This is a genomic window from Thioflexithrix psekupsensis (assembly GCF_002149925.1).
Taxonomy (GTDB): Bacteria; Pseudomonadota; Gammaproteobacteria; order Beggiatoales; family Beggiatoaceae; genus Thioflexithrix; species Thioflexithrix psekupsensis.
In genome coordinates this window covers 85,506-108,666 of record NZ_MSLT01000018.1, presented here as the reverse complement: position 1 = coordinate 108,666, position 23,161 = coordinate 85,506, and the positions used below count along the sequence as shown (strand labels likewise).

Sequence of the window (23,161 nt, the reverse complement as noted above, 5' to 3'; positions counted from 1 at the left end):
AAATGTAGCATAAATAATAAAGCGACCACTGGGTCGCTTTATTTTATGGGGTTGATTTAATTCTCATAACGGATTAGGTTTGTTACAAGTGGCTGTCTGTCCTGCCTCAAACCAATGAGATAAATCGACAATATTATCTTGTTCATTGCGGGAGGGCGCATCGGATATTTCTGTTTCTCCCGCAGCCATCAAGTCCCAACTGGCGGCAATTGCCTCAAAATCTTGAGGCAAAATAGCACCGCGCATCACACGCCCACCACCACACATCGGACAAACTGATAGATGATCTATCTCAGTATTCGGTAAATACGTGTTGTGGTGCTGCAACGCCCACTCCAAACCCACCACCTGTTCACAATCTAAACAAAAAATTTCAGTGTAATTTGTTGCTGCCGCAGCGGTTCTTAGATATTTATTTTTCATCAGCCGCAAAACCTATTGTTTTTACAACTTGATCTAATTGTTTCAATACGTAAAGCAAATTTTTCATTTCTGCCAGTGGCCACGAATTGGGACCATCGCTGAGGGCTTGATCGGGATTGGGATGGGTTTCCATAAACAAGCCTGAAATCCCCACTGCCACCGCTGCCCGCGCCAAAACAGGCACAAATGCCCGTTGTCCCCCGGAAGCCTGTCCCAATCCACCCGGTAATTGCACCGAATGCGTGGCATCAAATACTACAGGACAACCTGTCTCACGCATCACCGCCAAAGACCGCATATCAGACACTAAGTTGTTGTAACCAAAAGACACTCCGCGTTCACACACCATAATTTGCGTATTGCCAACGGCTTGGGCTTTGGCGGCGACGTGTTTCATATCCCACGGGGCGAGAAACTGCCCTTTTTTTATGTTTACAGGCAAACCCAGCGCAGCCACTTTTTGAATAAAATTAGTCTGGCGACACAAAAATGCCGGCGTTTGTAAAACATCGACCACACTGGCAACTTCCTCTAGCGGCGTATCCTCATGCACATCGGTTAATATCGGCACGCCCACTTGACGCTTCACTTCAGCCAAAATACGTAACCCCTCTTCTACACCCAAACCACGAAAACTCTGGTGAGAAGAGCGATTGGCTTTGTCAAAAGAAGACTTATAAATAAATGGAATGCCTAAATCCCGCGTGATCGCTTGCAATTCGCCTGCGGTATCAATGGCCAACTGTTCTGATTCGACGACACAAGTCCCCGCAATGAGGAAAAAAGGCTGGGTCAGTCCTACTTCAAATCCACATAAATTCATAAACTTATCTCACGTTGCGATCAGCGTAAATTTTAGCGGCTTGTACAAATCCTGTAAACAACGGATGGCCATCACGTGGCGTAGAAGTAAACTCAGGGTGAAATTGGCAGCCAATGAACCAAGGATGCGCTTGATTTTCAACCACTTCCACTAACGCACCATCTGCCGAAAATCCCGCAAAAGTTAAGCCTTTTTCTTGCAATAAGGACAAGTAATCACTATTAAATTCATAGCGATGGCGATGACGTTCACGGATAATCTCTTTAGCGTATAACTCATGGGTGCGCGTATTTGCGATCAAACGACAATCTTGGCCACCTAAACGCATCGTTCCCCCTTTATGCGTATGCGGGTCGCGGCGTTCGATTTGACCATTTTCGTCTATCCATTCCGTAATCAAAGCGATCACCGGATGTGGGGTATCTTGAGCAAATTCAGTGCTGTGCGCGTGAGACAAATGAGCCACGTGACGCGCAAATTCAATCACTGCCACTTGCATCCCCAAACAAATTCCCAAATACGGCACGCCTTGTTCTCTGGCAAATTGTACTGTGCGAATTTTTCCTTCAATGCCTCGTGCGCCAAATCCACCCGGCACCAAAATCGCGTCCATATTCTCTAATAACGATGTGCCTTGTGTTTCAATATCTTCCGAGTCAATATAAACAATATTGACCTGAATTCCCGTATGAATACTGGCGTGATTCAGGGCTTCACTCAGGGATTTATACGCATCGGCTAAATTAATATATTTCCCCACCATCGCAATATTGACTTTTGGCCGATTTGGCACATCCAATGCGGCAACTACGCGATCCCATTGTTGTAAATCGGCTTCAGGGGTGTGAAGTTGTAATTTTTCACAGACAATTTGATCTAATTTTTGCTCATGCAAATGGTGAGGAATACGATAAATCGTATCCGCATCCACCACAGAAATCACCGCCGGTTCATCCACATTAGTGAATAACGCAATTTTACGACGCTCATTCACAGGAATAGGACGATGCGAACGACATAGTAAAACGTCAGGTTGAATTCCAATTGAGCGTAATTCTTTTACAGAATGTTGAGTGGGTTTGGTTTTCAATTCGCCTGCTGCGGAGACGTAAGGCACTAAAGTTAAATGAATAAATAAAGCCCGTTCCCGTCCGAGTTCGACGCGCATTTGTCGAATGGCTTCCAAAAAAGGCAGTGATTCGATGTCACCGACCGTTCCCCCGATTTCTACCATTGCCACATCGGCATTGCCTGCGCCTTCGATGATACAGCGTTTAATTTCATCCGTAATATGTGGAATCACTTGCACCGTGGCACCAAGATAATCGCCGCGCCGTTCTTTAGCGATCACATTGGCGTAAATGCGTCCTGTGGTAAAATTATTGCGTTGACACATGGTTGTGCGCACAAAACGCTCATAATGTCCCAAATCAAGGTCAGTTTCCGCACCATCATCGGTGACAAAGACTTCTCCATGTTGAAAAGGACTCATGGTACCGGGATCGACATTGATATACGGATCGAGTTTTAACAGGGTGACGTTGAGTTGACGCGCTTCTAAAATAGCCGCAAGCGAGGCCGACGCAATGCCTTTGCCCAGCGAAGAGACTACGCCACCAGTGATAAAGATAAATCGGGTCATTATGTAGATAGTAACAGTGGGTTCGAGATGAAGGGGTTCGATCAAAAACGATGATTTTAACAGATTTTTTGTCATCCGATAGAACAATCCCATTGAGAATGCTAAAATACAACTCCCGAATAAATGTGTTAGACAGTGTCGCCACAAGATTTGTAATCAAAAAAAGAGGCTTCAAATTTGTACTGCGGCGAGAAAGGAAGCGGTATTTTTGGCATACCGAGTGGCGACACCCCACCATTAGTTTAAGGCGAAGAAATGCGCTCTCAACCAGATTTAGTGGCTGAATATTTTTGTTTAATTCCTTATCGCGGTTATTCAAACAACAAAGTCATGCCAATTTCTTTTAAATAAAGTTGTTCTTGCTCTAAATCGGCAAAAGTTAGGGGATGTTTAGACAACCACGCGGCAGGAAATTGCAATCGCAATTGGTCGCCAGACACGGATAAAGATAATTTTGCTTGATAATTGGCACTGCGGCTGCGATGTAATAAAACCGCTAAACGCAATAAAGTCGCCAAACGAATCACTTTAATTAAGGGTAAAACGGTAGTGGTACAGAGTTCGGAAGTAATTTTGCGGCGGTGAACGCGCACCAAAGTCGCTAATACCGTTTGTTCTTGACGCGAAAAACCCGCTAAATCCGAATGGGTCAGCAAATAAGCCCCATGTTTATGATAATGTTCATGAGAAATACTTAACCCGATCTCATGTAAACGCGCCGCCCAACTGAGGGTTTGCGCCACTTTTTCTTCGGCTAACTGCCACTGAGTGGCAACGTGTGCCAACAATGTCAACGCAGTTTCTTCGACGCGCTCGGCTTGGGGGAGATCGATGGAATAACGACTGATGAGGGCTTGAATTGTTTGTTCGCGCACGTCTTCATGAGTGATACGCCCCAACATGTCGTAAACCAATCCCTCACGCAATGCCCCTTCAGACACATGAATATGGCTTAAACCCAGCCCCTCAAATAATCCCAACACCACCGCAACTCCACCTACAAATACGGGTAAACGCTGAGGACTGAGATTTTTAAATTTTAATTGTTCAATATGACCTGCGGTGAGTAAAAGGTCACGCAATTGTTGTAAACCGCGTAAACTAATGCCGTTGCCCCAACCCATTTCTTGTAAAACTTTTTGTACACTGCGCATCGTGCCAGACGCACCAATCACCACTTCCCAACCTGTTTTACGAAACAGTGATTCAACAGGTTGTAATTCTAATAAGGCCGCAATTTCGGCTTGGCGTAGGGATTTGGCTTTAATTTCTCCCTCTGCAAAGTGGCGTTGTGTCATACTTACACACCCCATACACAAACTCTCCGCGCACAACGGCTCAAACCCTTCCCCAATAATTAATTCCGTACTACCGCCACCAATGTCAATGACCAGACGACGTTCCGAAATACTGGATAAGGTATGCGCTACACCTAAATAGATTAAACGCGCTTCTTCGCGTCCTGAGATGATTTCGACGGGATGGCCAAGTGTACGTTCAACTTGGCTTAGAAATTCGGGCGCATTGACCGCTAAACGTAAGGTATTCGTACCAACAATCCGTACACTGTCAACGGGCATGTGGCGCAAACGTTGCCCAAAGCGAGCTAAACATTCCAAAGCGCGTTGTTGCGATTCGGCAGACAATTGGCGTTGGGCGTTGAGACCCGCACCGAGACGGACACTTTCTTTCATGCGATCTAAAAGGTGAACTTGTCCGTGATTAATCCGTGCCACAATCATGTGAAAGCTGTTAGAGCCTAAATCAACCGCAGCGACGACTTCGGGTTCGGCGTGATGAAAAATGGGAGGGAGTTTAAACATGCGCGTATCTATTTCTGTCGTTTTAAAAAAAAGTGTCTCGTGGGTGCGCTCATTTTAACACGTCTTTTGTGTAGAGCTTGTGACAGGAAAATATTAATTTCTCACGCGCCACAATACTGTTTTATCCGCGGCAATCAATTGGTGATTCAGCAACCAATCATAAGCATCTTGTGCATCTTCATTAAACCAACGTTTCGCATTGCCCAGACGAAAACTATAGCCCCAATTATCCATATCTTCGCATAACACATCTGCACTCATTTCAGGCAAATGATTCGCTAATAATATCTGCAAATAACACACCGCATTTTCTTCTGCATAATCACCTCCCGCGTCGGTATGTAACGCAGTACGACGCGCTGAATCCATGCAAATATAATGACAGGCTTCATGCAGTGCCGAATGAATCGGCGTGTCATTTCTAACATATAGCACATTCCCCACCAATCCTGCTTCTGATTCTCCCCAATAACTGCCTTCAATCGCCTGATTTGATTCAACCATTTTAAGCTGAATATCGAAACGTTTTAATAAAATAATTAACGCTTCTAAAGCCGTTCCTTGACAATAGTGCATTGTGCTTTGTTCTCCGTTTATGGGTCAGGTAACGTGAGCTGAAAATTCTGCTTCAGATAATTACACATTTTCTTCACTGGCATATTTCTTAATTAAACGATAAATATGCCGTTCACTGACACCCATGATTGCTGCGATTTTAGAGCGATGACCGCTATATTTTTTCATTAATAACTGAAAATAATCCCGTTCAATATCGGACAAACTGGGTTCTTCTTCAAAATTTAATTGCACCGTAGAGCGGGTATTATTTTGTAAGAAATTGGCACAAAAACTTAAATGTTGTGGTGTGATAATTTGTTGTTCGCCAGAAAGAATAATGGCGCGTTCAACAATATTTCTTAATTCTCGAATATTGCCCGGCCAATCATATTCTACCAATTGTTGTAAGGCAACTTTGCTAAATTGCTTGTCAATGCGACGGGAAAAACTATGATTATGAATAAAATGTTGCACCAATGAGGCAATGTCTTCACGTCGCTCCCTCAACGGCGGCAATGTCACCACAAATGCACTTAAACGATAATATAAATCACTGCGAAATTGACCACTACGTGCCATTTGTTCTAAATCTCGATTGGTCGCCGCCACAATGCGCACATCGGCAACTAAGTCTTTCGTTCCGCCTAAACGGCGAAATTGTCCTGTTTCTAATACTCGTAATAATTTGGCTTGAATTGTCGCGTCAATTTCGCCAATTTCGTCTAAAAATAAAGTGCCACCTTCGGCATTTTCTATTAAGCCTTTTTTCTGACGATCTGCGCCTGTAAATGCGCCGCGCTCGTGGCCAAATAATTCCGATTCAAATAACTTTTCTTGCAAAGTACAACAGTCCAAAGCCACAAAGTTTCTATCGCGTCGGGTACTGTTTTTATGCACTTCCATTGCGGCCAATTCTTTACCCGTGCCGCTTTCGCCTTGAATCAATACGCTGACATCGGTGGGCGCGACCGCTTGAATCAACTGTTGTACGTGTTGTAAGGCTTTGCTGTTGCCGACGGTCAGCTTATTGTGACGATTTTGGCGTTTACATTGTTTTTTGTAGAACTGGTAATCTTGTTCTAAGGTGCGGTTTTGTAGAACTCTTTGCACAACAACCTCCAATTCATCGACGTTCATGGGTTTTAATAAGTATTCGGCTGCGCCCGCTTGCATGGCAGTAACTGCACTACGCACAGAGCCGTAAGCGGTCATCATGATCACGGGACAAACATCGCGTAAATTTGGCAAGGCCTGCATTCCCTCGCCATCCGGCAAATAAGCATCCAGTAAGATTAAACTGGGTTCGGCTTGGTTAAGATAAAGATGGGCATCTTTTAGGGTATGGGTGCGGTGTGCGCTGTAGCCCATTTGTTGCAGGCTGTCGCATAACATTTGGCTTAACAAAGGATCATCTTCAATGACTAATATATCGCTCATGGTGTCTGGCTCGCTGTGGCAAGGGGAAATGTGAAGGAAAAACAGGTGCCTTCTCCCAATCGGCTGGTGACATGGAGTTGACCTTGGTAGTGATCGACAAGTGCTTTACAAATGCTTAGTCCTAAACCCGTGCCTTTTTTGCCGCCGGCGCGATAACTGAAAAAGGGATCAAAAATCTGTCCTAAATGTTCAGGCGCAATGCCACCCCCGTTGTCTTGAAAAATCACCTCAATATGTTGTGCTTGCAACTGGCCGAAGATGCGCAACACGCCCCCTTGCGGCATGGCATGAAAGGCATTTTGTATCAGATTTAAGACGATCATGCGCAGGTCATGTTCTTGCGCAAATACCCGTTGACCACAAGGAGTAAAAGTGATTTGTACGCCTATTTTTTGACTTTCGTATTCAAGCAAGGATAATATTTCTTCAATGGTTTGATCAATGTCCACTAGGGTGGGTTGTGGGCTACCGAGTGTGGTGAGTTTCAGCAAACGGTGGGTGACTTCAATGCAATGTTCGACTTCTTTATCAACCAGACGCAAGTAATGGCTGATCTGTTCGGGTTGATACTGACCGTGTTCTAAGCGGCGTAAGGTATTTTGTACGGCGAGACGAACTGAACCTAATGGGTTATGAATCTCATGGGCAATGCCCGCGGCCACTTGTCCCATTGCCGCTAACTTTTGTTCATGCGAATAGAGAACAGCACGTTGTAAGTCGCGGATGGATTCGACAATGAGGCGTTGGGAGTGGCCGGGACTGCTCCAGATTAAAGGGGCTGCGGTGGTTTCGACCGCGAGGGGTTTTTGTAATAAATAGTGGGTTAATTTTTTAATGGGTTGATCGCGGTGACGCAGGCTTTCCAGAGGACAAGTGGTTAAAGTGGGAATACATGGCGTATCTCGTTGGTACACCGCATAACAGGGTTGAGACAAGGCAAGTTCTGGTGTCAAGCCCACTTGCTCACAATAGGCGTGATTGACTGCATGTAAACGGTAATCTTCTCCAATCACCCGAATACCGTCGGGAATCGCATCAATTAGGGCTTGCAAGTCCGATTTTTGGGCTTGAAGTTGTGTCATTTGTTGTTGTAATCGGCTGGCGGTGTGGTTAAAAATGTGGGCAAGCCGTCCTAATTCGTTCTCGCTGTCCACTTTGACGCGCACCGTTAAATCGCCCGCGGTGAGTTTTTCACCGGCGTGAGAAAGACGTTTGACCGGCACTAAAACCAAACGTTGAATATTGATCCACACGGTGGCTAAGGTGAGGACAATAATGATAATACCCAGTAACAGTAAATAAGCCGCAGTTCTCAAGGCATTGGCACGAATGGGCGCGGCTTCGTAATCAACAATTAATACGCCATTGATAGGGTACTGATCGGTTTGTCCGTGACATTGGGTGCAAGGCGCGCGGTTGGCCACGGGATTCACACTGCGCAAAACTTCTATTGCAGATTCAGGATGATAGAAAAATTCGGTGTAAGGTTGAGTGCTTGTCCACGTGATGTGTTGTCCCAATTGCGCGGGATTGGACGCGAAACGAATTTCGTCTTTGGGATTGGCAATGATCACTTGCTGCACATCAGGCTGTTGTCCCAAACCTTGTACAATTTGACGTAAACCTTCTAAATCTTGTTTTAACATGGCATTTTCTAAAGCGGTTTGTAATAACCGATTCACAGCCACCGTCGTTGCAGCGCGCTCTTCGGTGAGTTGGGCGTGGTAGTAAAAAGTGAAAATGGCCAGACTGAGCAGGGAGGCGAGAATTAAGGCAATACTTTGCACGAGGATCAGTTGTCGGTTCAAACGGGTGCTGATCCAGCGTTGCATTCGGATGATGAAGGGTGGGTGTGCGCAGGGGTCTGACAGCTTGTCAGGGGATGTCAGCATGAAAATCTCCCAGATTTAATTTTTTCTTTCTTATTTCAATAGGTTATTTAATTTTTCTAAGCGGGCATAATTATTGTTATGCACACATGGAGGGAGCGATTTCATCAATGCTTCCTTTGCCCTGCCATGCGATTGTTTGTCTTTGTTGGGACGCGGTTGTTAATTGTACAACATTTATGTGGATTCGCCTAATCTTTCGCTTTTCTTAATCGTTAATTGTCACGGCGTGCTTCACACCACCCAAAAAAGTGAAACGCCGTGTTTTTTGTCGATCTGTTACTTCAATCAGGAGTTAATAACCATGAAATGGGGTTCTTTTTTTTGCTTATCTTTGGGATTATCGCTTGCCAGCACGCCGCTAATGGCAGACACTTTTATCGCAGGGTCTAACCCTGCCCAACGTCCAAATGCGCCTGTCATTCAACATCATGTGAAAACCCCACAATGGTATCAACAGGCTCTACACGGCGTTTGGCAACCGTATCCTCCCAGTTTGCGTTTTTTAGAAAACCAAGGGGCGTGGTACACACCTTTTAGTCGTCCCGGCATGACGGGCGTTTATGATATTCGTTATTGGCATCAATAACAGAGGAGTTTTACATGGCGAAAGAGTCCAACGTGTCGTTGTTTTGGTTTGGGTTGGTGGCGGTGGTGGTGATTATTGTGAGTTTGAACGGGCTGTTGTCGCGTCAACAAGGCAAGCAACCCCCTGCCCCGCCACCACCAACCGAGACTGTCGCTTCTGTGGCAACGACAACAGCACCCGCAGAAATGGTTGTCGAAACAACAGAATCCAGTGCGCCGTTACCTGAATCGGCCGCGCTGAGCCTTCCGCCATCTGAAGCGGATGCTTCTGTGGAAGAGTTGCCTACTCCTGTGGTGATCATTGACACGTCGCAAACGATTAAACCCATCCCCGATCCCATTGTCACTGATGTCATTGTAACTGAAACTGCCCCTCCTGCAATCCCTGTGGTGACAGACGTGATTGCAAGTGATACACCACCACCGCCTGAAGTCCCTGATACTGTACAAGAACCGGGGTTAGACGAATGGGGTGTCGTGAATTTATCCGATGGGGGCGTGTTGTTGTTCCCACCGGTAGAATCCGCTGCTGCTATGCCTTCTGCTTTAGCCCAGCACATTCACACATTGTTAGCTCCGTCAGGATGGCAACTGACCGAAGAAGGTGATATGGGTTGGATGTTGTGGAGCCGTGAGTAAGCGGCAGAATCACCATTATGCTGTGGTGCAAAAGACAAAATGTCACTGGGATTGATGCTTGAAATCTAAGGTTTTCCTGTAAAGTGTTCTTCAATGCACTGACAATTTGACAGTGTTTGGAAGAGATCAAGCCCAAGGAAACCGGAACCTTTTCAAATAAACATCAAACTAATCAATAAGTTAATCTTATATTTACCATGACGGCACAAGGCTTGCTTCATCTGTGAGCGTTGACGCTACCCGCGACTGGCATTATGGATAACGATACGGGAAACGGTGAAAGCGTCGGCAGTGTTCAAATTCCTTAATCACGAAATTGAGAACAAAACCCCTACCAGGAGGACGTTGACTTATGAATATTAAAAAAATCGGTTTAGCTGCTTTAGTTTCTGCTGTTTTAGCTGCTCCCCAAATCGTAAATGCTGAAATGAGCGGTATGTCTGGGATGGACGGCATGTCTGGCATGTCCGGAATGGGTGGCATGAGTGGCATGAGTGGCATGTCTGGGATGGACGGAATGAGTGGCATGTCTGGGATGGACGGAATGAGTGGCATGTCTGGCATGGGCGGAATGAGCGGCATGTCTGGCATGGGCGGAATGAGTGGTATGTCTGGCATGGGTGGCATGAGCGGTATGTCTGGCATGGGCGGAATGAGCGGCATGTCTGGCATGGGCGGAATGAGCGGCATGGCCGGTATGGATGGCATGTCTGGAATGGGCGGCATGGCTGGTATGTCAGGTATGGGTGGCATGTCAGGAATGGGCGGCATGGGTGGCATGTCTGGAATGGGTGGCATGTCGGGAATGGGTGGCATGTCCGGAATGGGCGGCATGGGTGGCATGTCCGGAATGGGTGGCATGGGTGGCATGTCAGGAATGGGCGGCATGTCTGGAATGTCCGGCATGAGCGGCTATGGTGGCAGCCAAGTAGTGACTTCTCGCGCTTACTTCCACATCACTCCTGATGGCAACATCTACTTCTATCCCTCAATGACTTACACTGTATCTGGGCAAATGAGCGGCATGTCTGGAATGTCCGGCATGGGCGGTATGTCTGGAATGGGTGGCATGGGCGGTATGTCCGGCATGGGTGGCATGTCTGGCATGGGCGGAATGGGTGGCATGTCTGGCATGGGCGGTATGTCCGGCATGGGCGGAATGGGTGGCATGTCCGGTATGGGCGGCTACTACTGGTTGCCCCCGACTGGCATGAGCGGTATGTCTGGAATGGGTGGCATGGGCGGTATGTCCGGCATGAGCGGCATGGGCGGTATGTCAGGCATGGGCGGAATGAGCGGCATGTCAGGCATGGGTGGCATGTCCGGTATGGGCGGCATGTCAGGCATGGGCGGCATGAGCGGCATGTCAGGCATGGGCGGCATGAGCGGCATGTCAGGCATGGGCGGCATGAGCGGCATGTCAGGCATGGGCGGAATGAGCGGCATGTCTGGTATGGACGGCATGAGCGGCATGTCAGGCATGGGCGGAATGAGCGGCATGTCTGGTATGGACGGCATGAGCGGTATGTCTGGTATGGGTGAAATGTCCGGCATGAGCGGCAACTAATTCACCTGAATTTAAAAGGCCGCAGCAGTTTTCGGTTGCGGCCTTTTTCTTGAGTCTATTGGCATAATGTATTTTTAGAAAAACTTAAAAAAAACACGACCAACATCCTTAGAACCCAACTGATGAGGAGTGAGAGGCCAATGAGGATAGCTCTTATTGCGTTGCTATTTGCGGTTCAAGCCGCATTTGCCGCGCCCGAAACCGATTATCAAGCCGCTATTTGGCATCCTTTGCATTTCAAACCCGCCATTGAGACCGCCACCAATGAACAATGTCTGGCGTGTCACCAAGAAATCTTAGAAAAGAGTGTCAAAAGCGAATCTCCCGCAGGTGTGAAAGCCTCCGAAGCCTTAGCGTGGTATCAGACGTTAAGCGTTTATGACGGAGAACAAGAAACATTTCATCGTCGCCATTTGGTCACCCCAATGGCAAAGGAATTGATGAATCTAAAATGTAACACTTGTCATGAAGGCCACAGTTCCCGCGAAGAAGCCCCAATTCCACCGACCAGCACTGATGCCGGCTTTACCTTGCGTAAAACGGTTAATCCAGAAACCACTTGCTTAAAATGTCATGGTCAAATGGATTACCAGCAAATGGGTCTGCCGAGTCCTTGGGCGCAATCTCAGCCGATGTTTCAAAGTTGTATGACTTGCCACGTGGCAATTCGTACCACGCGCCATCAAGTCAATTATTTAAATGCTGAAGCCATTGAAAAAGCAGGACAAGCCAATTCTGATTCATGTTATGGCTGTCATGGGGGGAGAGCGTGGTATCGCATTAGTTACCCGTATCCGCGTCATGCGTGGCCGGGCATGGCCGCCACGATTCCTGAATGGGCAAAAAATCGCCCAACTGAGTCAGCAGCCCGTTTTCAACTGCCCAAAGCGGCCGAATAAAGAGGTCTTCTCATGACTGATATAGCAGAAAAAATAGAACAAACCAGCGTTGAACCTAGCGTTGAACAACGCTTACATGACAGCTTAAATCTCAATCGCCGTGACTTCTTAAAAAGTTCATTGACCGCAGCCAGTGCGGCGGGTTTGGGTGGATTGGGACTGAGTTTAGTACCGAGTGACAGTCAGGCTTTTGCCTATGAGCCGTATTTGCGCGATGATCAATTGGAAACGGTGGTGACCAGTTGCGCCCATAACTGCGGTTCGCGGCACATGTTGGTCGCCCATAAAAAAGGCGATGTGATTGTGCGTTTGTCCACAGATGACGGCCGTTATCAACACAATGGAGTCGTGGGCAAAGATACTTTTGAAGAACCACAATTGCGGGCTTGTTTGCGGGGGCGTTCTTATCGCTCTCGTTTGTATTCGGCAGAGCGTTTATTGTATCCGATGATTCGCGTTGGGGCGCGAGGTGAGGGCAAATTCAAGCGGGCTTCTTGGGATGAAGCTTTGGGCATGGTTGCCTATCGGATGCAGGAATTAAAACAAAAATATGGCCCAACAGCTTTATTAGATCAAAGTTATGCGGGGGCTTCTTATGGCGTGCTGCATAAATCGGATCAGATTGAAGGCTTATTGGGTCGGTTTTTAGGCATGTTTGGTTGCCGTACCAATTCGTGGTCAGTGCCGTCTTATCAGGCGACCACTTTTAGTTCGCGTATGACTTTTGGCACGATTGAAGATGGCAACGAAGATGATGCCTTTGCCTTCTCTAAATTGATCATCATGTGGGGCTGGAATCCGGCCTATACCTTCCATGGTGGCAATACTTTCTATTACATGCGAATGGCGAAACAACGTGGCTGTCGTTTTGTGGTGATTGATCCGATTTATACTGATTCGGCTTCGGCTTATGATGCGTGGTGGATTCCGATCCGACCGAATACCGACGCGGCCATGATGGCGGGGATGGCTTATTATATTTTCGCCAATGGCTTGCAAGATCAAGGCTTTATTAACCGTTTCGTGCAAGGCATGGATCGGGAAACGATGCCGAATTGGGCGCAAGGTCAAGAAAGTTTTAAAGATTACATTATGGGCTGGTCAGATGGCGTGCCGAAAACGCCTGAATGGGCAGCGCAAATTTGTGGTGTTTCTGCACAAGACATTGCCAAATTGGCGCATCTCTATGCGACCACTAAACCCGCTGCATTAAAGGCCTCTTGGTCACCCGGACGTAACGCCTATGGCGAACAATACAACCGTATGGCTGCTGCATTACAAGCCATGACGGGAAATATTGGCGTATTGGGTGGTTGTGCGGAAGGCGTGGGCAAAGCGTGGCACGCTGAAGGGATCGCTTATCCTTATGATGAATTTGCTAATGTCTGGTTTGCGTCGATTAAGTCAGACCGTTGGGCGCATTGCGTTCTCAATTATCCGAACGTTAAGCGCGAGGAAATTGGTTTGTGGCCGCGCCAAGATGAATTAGACGGTGTCATTCCCAATATTCGCGGTATTTTCTGGCAAGGTTCGGATTGGTTTAACCAGTTGACCAATATTAATAAAGAAATCTCCGCGATTAAAAAATTGGATATGGTGGTGTGTATGGATTCCACCATTACGCCGTCGGGGATTTGGGCGGATGTGCTGCTGCCGATTGCCACGCATTTTGAGCGTCACGATGTCGCGTTACCGTGGTACAAAGGACATTACTACATTCACCGTCCTAAAGTGATTCAACCTCTGGGCGAATCAAAAACCGATTTCCAAGTGTTCACTGAACTGGCCTATCGTTTGGGTTTTGGTGAGCGATTTAATCCCAAAGCCACTCGTGATTATTTCCACAATGATGACGCGGTTGATGAAGCGTATTTGCGCGATTGGTGGGAACATAAAGTCATGCCTCATCAAGGGGTTACGATGCCGTGGGAGGACTTTAAACGGCATGGCGTGTATAAGTTTAAATTACCACGTCCGCATGTGGCCTTCCAAGACAATGTGGAAAAAGGCGTGAAATGGGCGACTCCGTCGGGACGCATTGAAATCTTCTCTACCACGTTGGCACAGATTACCGATTGGACTAAAACGCAATACGGTTATTATATCCCCGCGATTCCGAAATGGATTGAGCCGTGGGAGTCGTTGAATCATCCCTTGACGCAAAAATACCCGTTCCATCTGATTTCGCCGCATCCGCGCTGGCGTACCCACTCGATTTTCCACAATATTCCGTGGTTACGCGAGACTTTTGCGCAAGAAATTACCATTAATGCCAGCGATGCCAAACGGCTGGGCATTCAGACGGGAGACACGATAGAAGTGTGGAATGATCGCGGTGGGATTGTCTTGCCTGCGTATGTCACTGAATTGTGTATGCCTGGGGTGGTGGTGGTTTATGAAGGAGCGTGGATGGATTTGGATGAAAATGGCTGGGATTTGGGCGGCAACCCCGATTTCTTGACCAATGATGAACCCAGTCCCGCGGGCGGTTTCGCTTATAACACCTGTCTGGTGACCTTGCGCAAAGCGACAGAAGGGCGTGTGCATCGTCCCGGTTGGGATGTGAAAGCGACGGCGCGCAGCCAAGTGTTCCGCAGAGATTTATAACCCGTTCACACAGCCATTGTGCTTATGATAACGCACAATGGCGGAGGCCAGATAATGACGAGTATTCCGAAAAATAATCCGAATTTGCAAAGTGAAGAGGCCGTCGCTCGTGTCAAAGAAGCGATTAAGGCCAAAAAACGCACCTATTATGAACCCGTTAAACCACAAGTGCAGGTGGGATTTGTTCACAATAATGTGGATTGTATTGGTTGTCGCGCTTGTGAAATTGCTTGTAAAGACAAGAATGGTTTGAATGCGGGGCCGCGATTCCGTCGAGTTTCGTATGTCGAAGGGGGAACGTTTCCCAATGTTTACGCTTACAAAGTCAATATGTCCTGCAACCATTGTGCGGAGCCTGCTTGTTTGCCGACATGTCCTACAGGTGCGATTTGGAAGCGGGCAGATAATGGTGTCGTTGATATTGATTCGACTTTGTGTATTGGTTGTCGGCGGTGTGAAGCGGCTTGTCCTTATGGCGCGCCCCAGTTTGATCCTGAAGATGGTTTGGTGAAAAAATGTAATATGTGTATTGACGAATTGGAAGCAGGTCGTCATCCGTATTGCGTGGCAGCGTGTATGATGCGGGTGTTGGATATTGGCCCCATTGATCAGTTGCGTGCGGGACAATTCGCCACCAAAGCCATTGGCCCCGGAGAAACACCCGTTGATCGCATTAAAAATTTAGCCAATCCTGAACTCACTAAGCCCTCTATTGTATTCATCGCACACCGTCAAGGTAAGGTCGATGGATAACACGTGGTTGGCCACTTGGCGACATGCGGTAGGGCGAGATTTGGAATTGTTTGCCCTACTGCATGATCGTGAACCGACTGCCGAATTATTAACCCAATTATCAACGGCAAATTTTCCGTATAGTTTGGGTTTGCATTTGCAGTCGGCGCGGGGACAAGATTGTTGTCAATTAATGCAAACGGCATTGACCGCTTTACCCAATCCTCTAACACAAGAGGTCTTAGATGAATTAGCGGCTGATTTCGCGGCGATTTATTTAAATCATCAATATCAGGCTTCGCCGTGTGAATCGGTGTGGTTAGATGAAGATGGTTTAATGCGTCAAGAGCCGATGTTTAAAGTGCGCAAATGGTATGAAAATTATCAATTGCAAGTGGATAATTGGCGCGTTCGTTCTGAAGATCATTTGGTGTATCAATTACAGTTTTTAAGTCATCTTTTATTATTAGATGATAAAACAGCACATTTAAATGAAGTGCGTTCATTTATGGACGAGCATTTATTGGTGTGGTTTAAAGATTTTGCCGCACGCGTCGCCCAGCGATCTGCAACGGCTTATTTTGGTGGTTTAGCCTTATTAACACAGGCTTATTTAGAAGAATTCCGTGGTTTATTAGATGATGTTTTGTCCGTGAATGCGCTTGTGGTTTAGCCATTTTTGGACTTTGATTTTAAAGCCCTCTTTGTTTGTTTTTTAATGAAAATGAATAAAGAGGGCTTTTTTTGAAGGATAAAAAGTGATTTCCCGTGACTAATCCGTCTGTTATAATCCCATTCCCTGTGAACAACCAAAGTGAGGAGATAAACAATGATTTTTTTTCCTGTAAAGCGTATATTTTTCACTGGCTTATTGACGGCGTTAATTGCATTACCAATGGCGAATCTTTCGGCAGCCGATTCCTACAATCGTCGGGTGTTGGTGGTCAATAATACTTCTATGGATTTAGTAGAGTTTTACGGCTCTAATACGGGGACGGAAGAATGGGAAGAAGATGTGTTAGATGTGGATGTGCTGCCTTCTGGGGAAGAAGTCGAAGTTAATTTTAATGACAATACGGGCTATTGCATGTTCGATTTTCTCATGGTTTTTTCTGACGGCACGGAATTAACTCATTCTCGTTTTAATGTCTGCGATTATGGCACATTTACCATAACAGAGTAATCAGAAATTCAATAAAAACCTTCTGAAGTCCTATCGAACTTCTCCTTTATTGGTTTAATCAATGGGGAGATTTTTTTTGCTTGAATGAAAGGAAAGAATAAGGCAGGATTTATCATTGACCACACACGGGATAATCCCGTGTGCGTGGCTGTTAGGAAAACAGCAGGTCTTCGCAAAAAAGAATAAAACGACAATTCTTAATTATTTCAACGAACTACTCAGCCTTGAGCGGAACGCAGATAGTGGCTTTGGGGCCTTTTTCGCCCGCTTCGGATTCAAATTGGACAGATTGTCCTTCTTTTAGGGTTTTGAATCCTTCTTTTTGAATGGAAGAGAAATGAACAAAAACATCTTTGCTTCCATCGGAAGGTGCGATAAAACCAAATCCTCTGGTTTCATTAAACCACTTCACACTGCCTGTTTGCATAACATTAAACCTCAAATTGCATCAAAAACTGCTCAAGACGAGAACAGGTACTTATATTGAACGGCGATTTATTACCGCTCTAAACCATCTCCACACCTATGCAGGGCATAAAATATGGGGACGCTCCACAACCTTGACGGGTGTAGTCAAGGGCTATCAGGCGCGCTTTGGCCTCGACAATCAACACAAAAGCACGCCCGAACAGCGGCAGGCATCGTGACCCAACAGCAACGATTCATCTGCACATCAGAACAACGACGCATCTCGCGTGGCTGTTCCTTGACGAGGACGGATGTCTTCGTCATCTCCTTTTTGGTGGTTTGGCGACAGTTGTCACTCTTTTTTTAATGAGTCATCATTTTGTCACGATTTAGGTCTTGTTTGGTCTTTGATTTAAGCCAATAAAGCAAGTTCCATTTGCTGGCTTTATTCAGACTCAGTTCAAGCCTGCTCAATAAAATTTTTGAGCCATCGTTAGGGTGTATAGAATAAGCGATTTTCCTCATAGAGACAAGAATAAATAGCAGTCTATTTCTATTGCATTGCAATATCTAATTATGCTAATAAAGCCTGTCATTAATGGGCGCGCTATTGACGAAGATATTTTTATTGGGCGAAATAAAAAATGATTTCTTCCTAAAAATCATTCCGATTGTCCGACAATCTGGCAAATGTACAGCCAGACAGACACCGTAATTTCCCCTAAAAAACAGGTCATATTAACGCGCTGTTCTCCTTATTCATCATACTTTTGACAGCATAAACGCTAGACTAGAATCGACACAATAGGGATAATTCCTTATGTGGGTTATTTTATTTTGTAAAACATCCTTTATGATGTTCAACAGCCTATGTGTCTTTACTTATTTTTATTTTTTTAACAGGGAATCATCATGGTTATTTTAGAAAAATCACCGTCACATTTTATTTTTCGTTTATCCTCGCATTGGACGCATTGGATTGATTTTTTAATTGGGTTTTCTATTGGGTTTTTGATTCTTCTTTTTAACGCATTTGTTATTTTATTTATTTTGGCGGCCATTTCAGGCAGCGGCCGCAGTCAATTACACTGTCAATATTCGCTGCAAAACCACGTTCATTGCCAAATAACTGCCCATCGCAGTCGTTTATTAGACACAATGGAGCAGCATGACATCCGAGAAACGCACCGTGCCAACGTTGAAGTCACGCGACGTGGCTTCGCCATTTACCTCTATGGGGCGCAACAACAAGAAGCCTTATTTACCGTGGTGGAAAGCCGCGATCACGCCGAGGACATTGCACAACGCATTAATCATTTTATTCAGCAGCCCATTGCAGACACATTAACCTTAGAAAATTTACAGGAATATTGGTTAGTGGGATTGGGATCGCGTACGGGGGGAGTGGTGATGTTTATTTTAATTTTCGTGGGTGCGCTTTATTTTCGCCCGCATTTCGCAGGAACGCAGACGACACCATGGGTATGGCGGGTGGGATTATTTACGGTGCGGGTGTTATTTTTTGGGGTGGATGTGGCGTGGCGATTATTGCGGCAATTTCAAACGACGACGATTTATTTAAATAAAACAAATAATACTTGTAAAGTGGTGCGCCATCACTTGTGGCACCGTTTGTTTTTCCAGCCGCAAGAGGTCAGTTGCGCTTTATCGGATGCGCGTTTACAAATACGGCGTTTAAGTCAAGAAAATCAAGCCATTGATTACCGTTTATCGCTGCACGTGTCGGGACAAGAGTATAAAATTGCTTATTACCACGCGCCTTTGTCGCAAAAACAACATGATCAATTAGCCCAACAAATTCAATATTTAGAGCAGTATTTATTGTCTGAATCCAGTTAATTAAGTTCTTGCTTTACGCACCCAAGCTAATTTTTAATCAATAATAAAAGGACAGAGAGATGTTAAAAGAAGGGTTGACTCATTCCGTTGTTATTATAGAATTATTTAAGGGATTTCTAATTTTAAATGTATTGATTTTCCCTTTGACTGCGTTATTAACTTTTTATATAACCATAATGGGCGCGAGCAATCCTAATAAACCTGATTTTTTAAATACATTGGGGATTGTTATATTTTTTATTTATGGTATCCCATTAGTTATCTTATTAAGTCTGATTGGTTTGGGTAAAATTTTTGATATTGTGTTATATTTTAGCGCAATAAATACCGCTACCGTGTCGTGGTTTAGCCTCATTCTTGCCGCTATCGCCATAGTCATTGCAGGAAATATTTTTGTGGATAATCTATATCAATTTAAACAAGGCCATTATGGTATTTCTTTCTTTGCATTGGTGATAGTGATTGGCTATTTATTAATCGTATATTTTTCTGCAAAAATTCCTATTAGATGGTTTTCTTTTTAGAAATAATAATTTAACTTTTATCAAGAAAAAACAGCCGAATAGCCACAAGCTATTATCTTAGCTATTCGGCCGATGGTGACGTTAAATTAATAAGTAGTTAAATAAACAGCATGCTGTCTTCCCCTCCTAGTTAGAAACAAAGAGGGGAGTAAAAGACAGTAAAAAACGGATATTCCTAAACTCTACTTCTAAGATTCCGTCGGCTGCGGATGTCGCACCACATCAATCAACAACAGCACCGCGCCAATGGTAATTGCGGAATCGGCGATATTAAACGCAGGCCAATGCCATGTTTGATAATAAACATCTATAAAATCAATCACATAACCATAAATGAAACGATCAATCACATTTCCCACTGCGCCGCCTAAAACCAACGCCAAGGCAATCCCCAACATTCGCTGTTGCGGAGACAAACGCGCCAACCACATCACAATCACCGCACTGATCACCACCGCCAAGCCCGTAAAAAACCATCGCTGCCAACCCCCCGCATCCGCGAGAAAACTAAACGCCGCACCGGGATTGTGTAGCAAGGTAAAATTGAGATACGGTAACACGGGAACAGGCTGATACAACTCTAATGCACTACTCGCCCACCATTTCGTCGCTTGATCCAGTAGCAACACGATAAACGAAATCCACAACCAACGTAAACCTGTTGTGTTCTGTGTGTCATGAGTAGAGGCGTTCATTAGGCAAACCGCCGTGTTTCGCCTGCGGCGGCGACGTTTTCCACACAACGCCCGCATAAATGGGGATGATCCGCGTGTTGTCCCACATCGGCGCGGTGATGCCAGCATCGCTCACATTTGGGATGAACCGATGCCGTGACCGCTGTCCAAAAACCTTGATGTTGTACGGCATTGGCACTTTTTTCTGCGACAGGTAACACGGTGGCATAAGAAGTAATTAATACAAAACGTAACTCATCTTCTAACGCCATTAATGTCTGGTACAATTCACCGTCACAATAAATCGTCACTTCCGCATCCAAAGAAGAACCAATTGCTTCTGCTTTACGCAACTGTTCTAATTCTCGACTCACCACCTCGCGCACGCCAAAAATAGCCGTCCAATCAATCGCTTGGGAAGATTCTACCAATCCTTCATACCATGTACTGAGAAACACGGAAGCCGGCCGTTTACCGGGTAAATAAGACCAAATTTCCTCACTGGTAAAACTCAAAATCGGAGCCAACCAATGCGTTAAAGCGACGACAATATCATACATGGCCGTTTGTGCTGAACGACGCGCCACACTGTCTTTAGCCGTGGTGTATTGGCGATCTTTAATAATATCCAAATACAAACTGCCCATATCCATCGCACAAAAATGATGCACTTTTTGATACACCACATGAAACGCATAACTGTCATAAGCCGCAATCACGTCTTTTTGCAATACATAGGCTTGATGTAACGCCCAACGATCTAAAGCCAACAACTGATCCGCTGGCACGCGATGGGTTTCTGGATCAAAATCATGTAAATTGGCGAGTAAAAATCGGGCTGTATTGCGCAAACGACGATAAGCGTCTGTGATTCGTTTTAAAATCTCATTAGACACAGTAATTTCACCGCGATAATCGGTTGCAGCCGTCCATAAGCGTAAAATTTCCGCGCCTAAACTTTGCGTCACTTCTTGCGGTGCAATCACATTGCCCAGCGATTTAGACATTTTGCGCCCTTGCGCATCCACCGTAAAACCATGTGTCAACAAGCCTTTATACGGAGCTTGTCCCTGACGCATCGCCGTAGAAGTCAACAAAGACGATTGAAACCACCCTCGATGCTGATCCGAGCCTTCCAAATACAAATCCGCTGGCACAGCTAAATGGGCTTCCTGTTCTAACACACTAAAATGCGTCGTTCCCGAATCGAACCACACATCTAAAGTATCCATTACTTTTTCATAACACGCCGCATCCTCAGCACTCAACAAGGCATCGACAGGCAAAGAAAACCAGGCTTCAATGCCTTGTTTTTCCACCTGTTGCGCGACTTTTTCGATTAAAGCGGGCGTATCGGGATGTAAGGCTTGGGTTTCTTTATGAATAAAAACGGCAATCGGCACGCCCCACATGCGTTGTCGAGAAATACACCAATCCGGCCGATTGGCAATCATGCCTTCTAAACGCGGCCGTCCCCAATCGGGCGTAAACTCTACCGTTTCCAATGCCGACATCGCTTGTTGTCGTAAATTTTTCGTATCCATCATAATAAACCACTGCGGAGTCGCACGGAAAATAACGGGAATTTTATGCCGCCAACAATGCGGATAACTGTGTGTAATTCGCTCTTGATGCACCAAACGTCCGCGTTCTTTTAACACCTCAATCACTTTCTGATCCGCAGAAAACACCGATTCACCCGCAAATAAAGGCGTAGTGGAAATAAAATGGCCTTGCGAATCCACAGGATTATTGACGGGCAATTCATATTTCAAACCGACCAAATAATCTTCCTGACCATGTGCGGGCGCAGTATGCACCGCGCCTGTTCCTGCTTCCGTAGTCACATGATCCCCAAGAATAATGGGAACGTGGCGATCTAAAAACGGATGTTGTAACAAAACGCCTTCTAAATCCCGTCCCAAACAATCGGCAATCACATGATATTGCTGCATTCCGTAACGATTTTGCACAGTCAACAATAAATCTTTAGCCACTAAAAAACGTTCAGGCGGTTCATTGTCATCTTCGCGCTGTACAACAACATATTCTAAATCAGGGTGTAAAGCGACGGCTTCGTTAGCGGGCAGCGTCCACGGTGTTGTAGTCCAAATGACAACGGACAAATCGCCATGACCGCATTTATCGGGCGCGTGGTGACAGCGCGCAAAAAATGCCGCGTCGTCTAACACCGCAAAGCGCACATCAATCGCGGAAGAGGTTTTTTCCATATATTCCACTTCCGCTTCAGCCAAAGCTGAACCACAATCCGTACACCAATAGACAGGTTTAACACCTTTTTGCACATGTCCTGCGTCAATAATACGCCCTAAAGCGCGGATAATATTGGCTTCGGTGTGGAAATTCATGGTTAAATAAGGATTTTCCCAATCCCCAAACACGCCCAAACGAATAAAATCCGCTTTTTGCCGTTCAATTTGCTGTTGGGCGTAATGGCGACAGGCTTCGCGGAATTGGCTGGCATCGACCTGATGCCCTGCTTTACCTAACTTTTTTTCCACTTGCAGTTCAATCGGGAGACCATGACAATCCCACCCCGGCACATAAGGCGCGTCCCAACCGCTTAGGGTCTTGCTTTTCACAATAAAATCTTTTAAGACTTTATTAACCACGTGTCCCAAATGAATATCGCCATTGGCATACGGTGGGCCATCGTGGAGATGAAACGCAGGGCGACCACGGGCATTGTCACGCATTAAAGCGTACAGTGACATGTCGTGCCATTTTTGTAATAACTCAGGCTCACGCTGAGGCAAATTGCCACGCATAGGAAAATCGGTTTTGGGTAAATTCAGAGTGTGTTTATAATCGCTCACAAGAGTTCCTTATTGTGTTTAAGTTTATTTTTGCATTCATTACTGGAT

At 45.8% G+C, this 23,161-nt stretch carries 20 protein-coding genes and 1 pseudogene; 10 read left to right on the top strand and 11 right to left on the bottom strand.

Annotation, left to right across the window (positions count from 1 at the left end):
- Nucleotides 1-63: 63 nt before the first annotated feature.
- From TPSD3_RS10870 to TPSD3_RS10840, 8 genes and pseudogenes are all read right to left on the bottom strand, one after another.
- Nucleotides 64-423 carry a hypothetical protein gene (locus tag TPSD3_RS10870; RefSeq protein ID WP_086488569.1) on the bottom strand — a complete coding sequence of 120 codons (360 nt, stop codon included), beginning with the start codon at nt 421-423 and terminating at the stop codon, nt 64-66.
- Nucleotides 413-1,246, bottom strand: a complete 834-nt coding sequence (gene kdsA / locus TPSD3_RS10865; protein WP_086488568.1) for a 3-deoxy-8-phosphooctulonate synthase — start codon at nt 1,244-1,246, stop codon at nt 413-415. The genes TPSD3_RS10870 and kdsA overlap by 11 nt, the downstream gene beginning before the upstream one ends.
- Nucleotides 1,247-1,250: 4 nt before the next feature.
- Entirely contained in the window at nt 1,251-2,888 is a 1,638-nt protein-coding gene (locus TPSD3_RS10860) for a CTP synthase (RefSeq protein WP_086488567.1), read from the bottom strand.
- A 171-nt stretch (nt 2,889-3,059) separates the two neighbouring features.
- Nucleotides 3,060-3,162 (bottom strand): annotated as a pseudogene (locus tag TPSD3_RS18365) (IS5/IS1182 family transposase); the annotation flags it as partial.
- Nucleotides 3,163-3,199: 37 nt separating this feature from the next.
- Nucleotides 3,200-4,711, bottom strand: coding sequence for an exopolyphosphatase (gene ppx / locus TPSD3_RS10855; protein ID WP_086488566.1), 1,512 nt, complete (start codon nt 4,709-4,711; stop codon nt 3,200-3,202).
- Between the two features lie 93 nt (nt 4,712-4,804).
- Complete coding sequence (locus TPSD3_RS10850; RefSeq protein ID WP_086488565.1) at nt 4,805-5,287, bottom strand: hypothetical protein; 483 nt, start codon at nt 5,285-5,287, stop codon at nt 4,805-4,807.
- A gap of 60 nt (nt 5,288-5,347) precedes the next feature.
- Nucleotides 5,348-6,706, bottom strand: a complete 1,359-nt coding sequence (locus TPSD3_RS10845; RefSeq protein WP_086488564.1) for a sigma-54-dependent transcriptional regulator — start codon at nt 6,704-6,706, stop codon at nt 5,348-5,350.
- Entirely contained in the window at nt 6,703-8,598 is a 1,896-nt protein-coding gene (locus tag TPSD3_RS10840; protein ID WP_086488563.1) for an ATP-binding protein, read from the bottom strand. The genes TPSD3_RS10845 and TPSD3_RS10840 overlap by 4 nt, the downstream gene beginning before the upstream one ends.
- Before the next feature lie 301 nt (nt 8,599-8,899).
- Between TPSD3_RS10840 and TPSD3_RS10835 the strand changes: the two genes are divergently transcribed.
- From TPSD3_RS10835 to TPSD3_RS10800, 8 genes are all read left to right on the top strand, one after another.
- Complete coding sequence (locus TPSD3_RS10835; protein ID WP_086488562.1) at nt 8,900-9,184, top strand: hypothetical protein; 285 nt, start codon at nt 8,900-8,902, stop codon at nt 9,182-9,184.
- 14 nt (nt 9,185-9,198) lie between these two features.
- Entirely contained in the window at nt 9,199-9,822 is a 624-nt protein-coding gene (locus tag TPSD3_RS10830) for a hypothetical protein (protein WP_086488561.1), read from the top strand.
- A gap of 352 nt (nt 9,823-10,174) precedes the next feature.
- On the top strand, nt 10,175-11,389 hold the full coding sequence (locus TPSD3_RS17975) for a hypothetical protein (protein WP_245391575.1): 1,215 nt from the start codon (nt 10,175-10,177) through the stop codon (nt 11,387-11,389).
- A gap of 140 nt (nt 11,390-11,529) precedes the next feature.
- Nucleotides 11,530-12,288: a hypothetical protein gene (locus TPSD3_RS10820; protein ID WP_086488560.1), complete on the top strand. Its 759-nt coding sequence runs from the start codon at nt 11,530-11,532 to the stop codon at nt 12,286-12,288.
- A gap of 12 nt (nt 12,289-12,300) precedes the next feature.
- Entirely contained in the window at nt 12,301-14,895 is a 2,595-nt protein-coding gene (locus tag TPSD3_RS10815) for a molybdopterin-containing oxidoreductase family protein (RefSeq protein WP_086488559.1), read from the top strand.
- Nucleotides 14,896-14,949: 54 nt separating this feature from the next.
- Nucleotides 14,950-15,648 carry a 4Fe-4S dicluster domain-containing protein gene (locus TPSD3_RS10810; RefSeq protein WP_086488558.1) on the top strand — a complete coding sequence of 233 codons (699 nt, stop codon included), beginning with the start codon at nt 14,950-14,952 and terminating at the stop codon, nt 15,646-15,648.
- Nucleotides 15,641-16,300 (top strand): TorD/DmsD family molecular chaperone, encoded by a 660-nt coding sequence (locus tag TPSD3_RS10805; RefSeq protein WP_086488557.1) that lies wholly within the window; start codon nt 15,641-15,643, stop codon nt 16,298-16,300. Before TPSD3_RS10810 ends, TPSD3_RS10805 begins: the two co-directional genes overlap by 8 nt.
- A 156-nt stretch (nt 16,301-16,456) precedes the next feature.
- A complete protein-coding gene (locus TPSD3_RS10800; RefSeq protein WP_217884441.1) occupies nt 16,457-16,810 on the top strand; it encodes a hypothetical protein in 354 nt (117 codons plus the stop codon).
- Nucleotides 16,811-17,024: 214 nt separating this feature from the next.
- Here TPSD3_RS10800 and TPSD3_RS10795 read toward each other — a convergent pair whose 3' ends face one another.
- Complete coding sequence (locus TPSD3_RS10795) at nt 17,025-17,237, bottom strand: cold-shock protein (protein ID WP_086488556.1); 213 nt, start codon at nt 17,235-17,237, stop codon at nt 17,025-17,027.
- Nucleotides 17,238-18,130: 893 nt separating this feature from the next.
- On the opposite strand from TPSD3_RS10795, the gene TPSD3_RS10790 reads away from it, so the two are divergent.
- Together TPSD3_RS10790 and TPSD3_RS10785 are read left to right on the top strand one after the other, a co-directional pair.
- Nucleotides 18,131-19,078 carry a hypothetical protein gene (locus TPSD3_RS10790; RefSeq protein ID WP_086488555.1) on the top strand — a complete coding sequence of 316 codons (948 nt, stop codon included), beginning with the start codon at nt 18,131-18,133 and terminating at the stop codon, nt 19,076-19,078.
- 59 nt (nt 19,079-19,137) lie between these two features.
- On the top strand, nt 19,138-19,602 hold the full coding sequence (locus TPSD3_RS10785; RefSeq protein ID WP_086488554.1) for a hypothetical protein: 465 nt from the start codon (nt 19,138-19,140) through the stop codon (nt 19,600-19,602).
- A 188-nt stretch (nt 19,603-19,790) separates the two neighbouring features.
- Here TPSD3_RS10785 and lspA read toward each other — a convergent pair whose 3' ends face one another.
- Nucleotides 19,791-20,297: a signal peptidase II gene (gene lspA, locus TPSD3_RS10780; protein WP_086488553.1), complete on the bottom strand. Its 507-nt coding sequence runs from the start codon at nt 20,295-20,297 to the stop codon at nt 19,791-19,793.
- The gene (ileS, locus tag TPSD3_RS10775) at nt 20,297-23,113 is read right to left on the bottom strand and encodes an isoleucine--tRNA ligase (protein WP_086488552.1); all 2,817 of its coding nucleotides are present in this window, start codon (nt 23,111-23,113) and stop codon (nt 20,297-20,299) included. Before ileS ends, lspA begins: the two co-directional genes overlap by 1 nt.
- Nucleotides 23,114-23,161: the final 48 nt, after the last annotated feature.

Coding starts and splice junctions, on each gene's coding strand:
- TPSD3_RS10835 (WP_086488562.1), top strand. CDS start 8,900: ATGAAATGGGGTTCTTTTTTTTGCTTATCTTTGGGATTATCGCTTGCC.
- TPSD3_RS10795 (WP_086488556.1), bottom strand. CDS start 17,237: ATGCAAACAGGCAGTGTGAAGTGGTTTAATGAAACCAGAGGATTTGGT.
- ppx (WP_086488566.1), bottom strand. CDS start 4,711: ATGTTTAAACTCCCTCCCATTTTTCATCACGCCGAACCCGAAGTCGTC.
- TPSD3_RS10830 (WP_086488561.1), top strand. CDS start 9,199: ATGGCGAAAGAGTCCAACGTGTCGTTGTTTTGGTTTGGGTTGGTGGCG.
- TPSD3_RS10845 (WP_086488564.1), bottom strand. CDS start 6,706: ATGAGCGATATATTAGTCATTGAAGATGATCCTTTGTTAAGCCAAATG.
- TPSD3_RS10850 (WP_086488565.1), bottom strand. CDS start 5,287: ATGCACTATTGTCAAGGAACGGCTTTAGAAGCGTTAATTATTTTATTA.
- TPSD3_RS10860 (WP_086488567.1), bottom strand. CDS start 2,888: ATGACCCGATTTATCTTTATCACTGGTGGCGTAGTCTCTTCGCTGGGC.
- lspA (WP_086488553.1), bottom strand. CDS start 20,297: ATGAACGCCTCTACTCATGACACACAGAACACAACAGGTTTACGTTGG.
- TPSD3_RS10800 (WP_217884441.1), top strand. CDS start 16,457: ATGATTTTTTTTCCTGTAAAGCGTATATTTTTCACTGGCTTATTGACG.
- TPSD3_RS10815 (WP_086488559.1), top strand. CDS start 12,301: ATGACTGATATAGCAGAAAAAATAGAACAAACCAGCGTTGAACCTAGC.
- TPSD3_RS10805 (WP_086488557.1), top strand. CDS start 15,641: ATGGATAACACGTGGTTGGCCACTTGGCGACATGCGGTAGGGCGAGAT.
- TPSD3_RS17975 (WP_245391575.1), top strand. CDS start 10,175: ATGAATATTAAAAAAATCGGTTTAGCTGCTTTAGTTTCTGCTGTTTTA.
- TPSD3_RS10870 (WP_086488569.1), bottom strand. CDS start 423: ATGAAAAATAAATATCTAAGAACCGCTGCGGCAGCAACAAATTACACT.
- TPSD3_RS10840 (WP_086488563.1), bottom strand. CDS start 8,598: ATGCTGACATCCCCTGACAAGCTGTCAGACCCCTGCGCACACCCACCC.
- TPSD3_RS10785 (WP_086488554.1), top strand. CDS start 19,138: ATGTTAAAAGAAGGGTTGACTCATTCCGTTGTTATTATAGAATTATTT.
- TPSD3_RS10810 (WP_086488558.1), top strand. CDS start 14,950: ATGACGAGTATTCCGAAAAATAATCCGAATTTGCAAAGTGAAGAGGCC.
- TPSD3_RS10790 (WP_086488555.1), top strand. CDS start 18,131: ATGGTTATTTTAGAAAAATCACCGTCACATTTTATTTTTCGTTTATCC.
- kdsA (WP_086488568.1), bottom strand. CDS start 1,246: ATGAATTTATGTGGATTTGAAGTAGGACTGACCCAGCCTTTTTTCCTC.
- TPSD3_RS10820 (WP_086488560.1), top strand. CDS start 11,530: ATGAGGATAGCTCTTATTGCGTTGCTATTTGCGGTTCAAGCCGCATTT.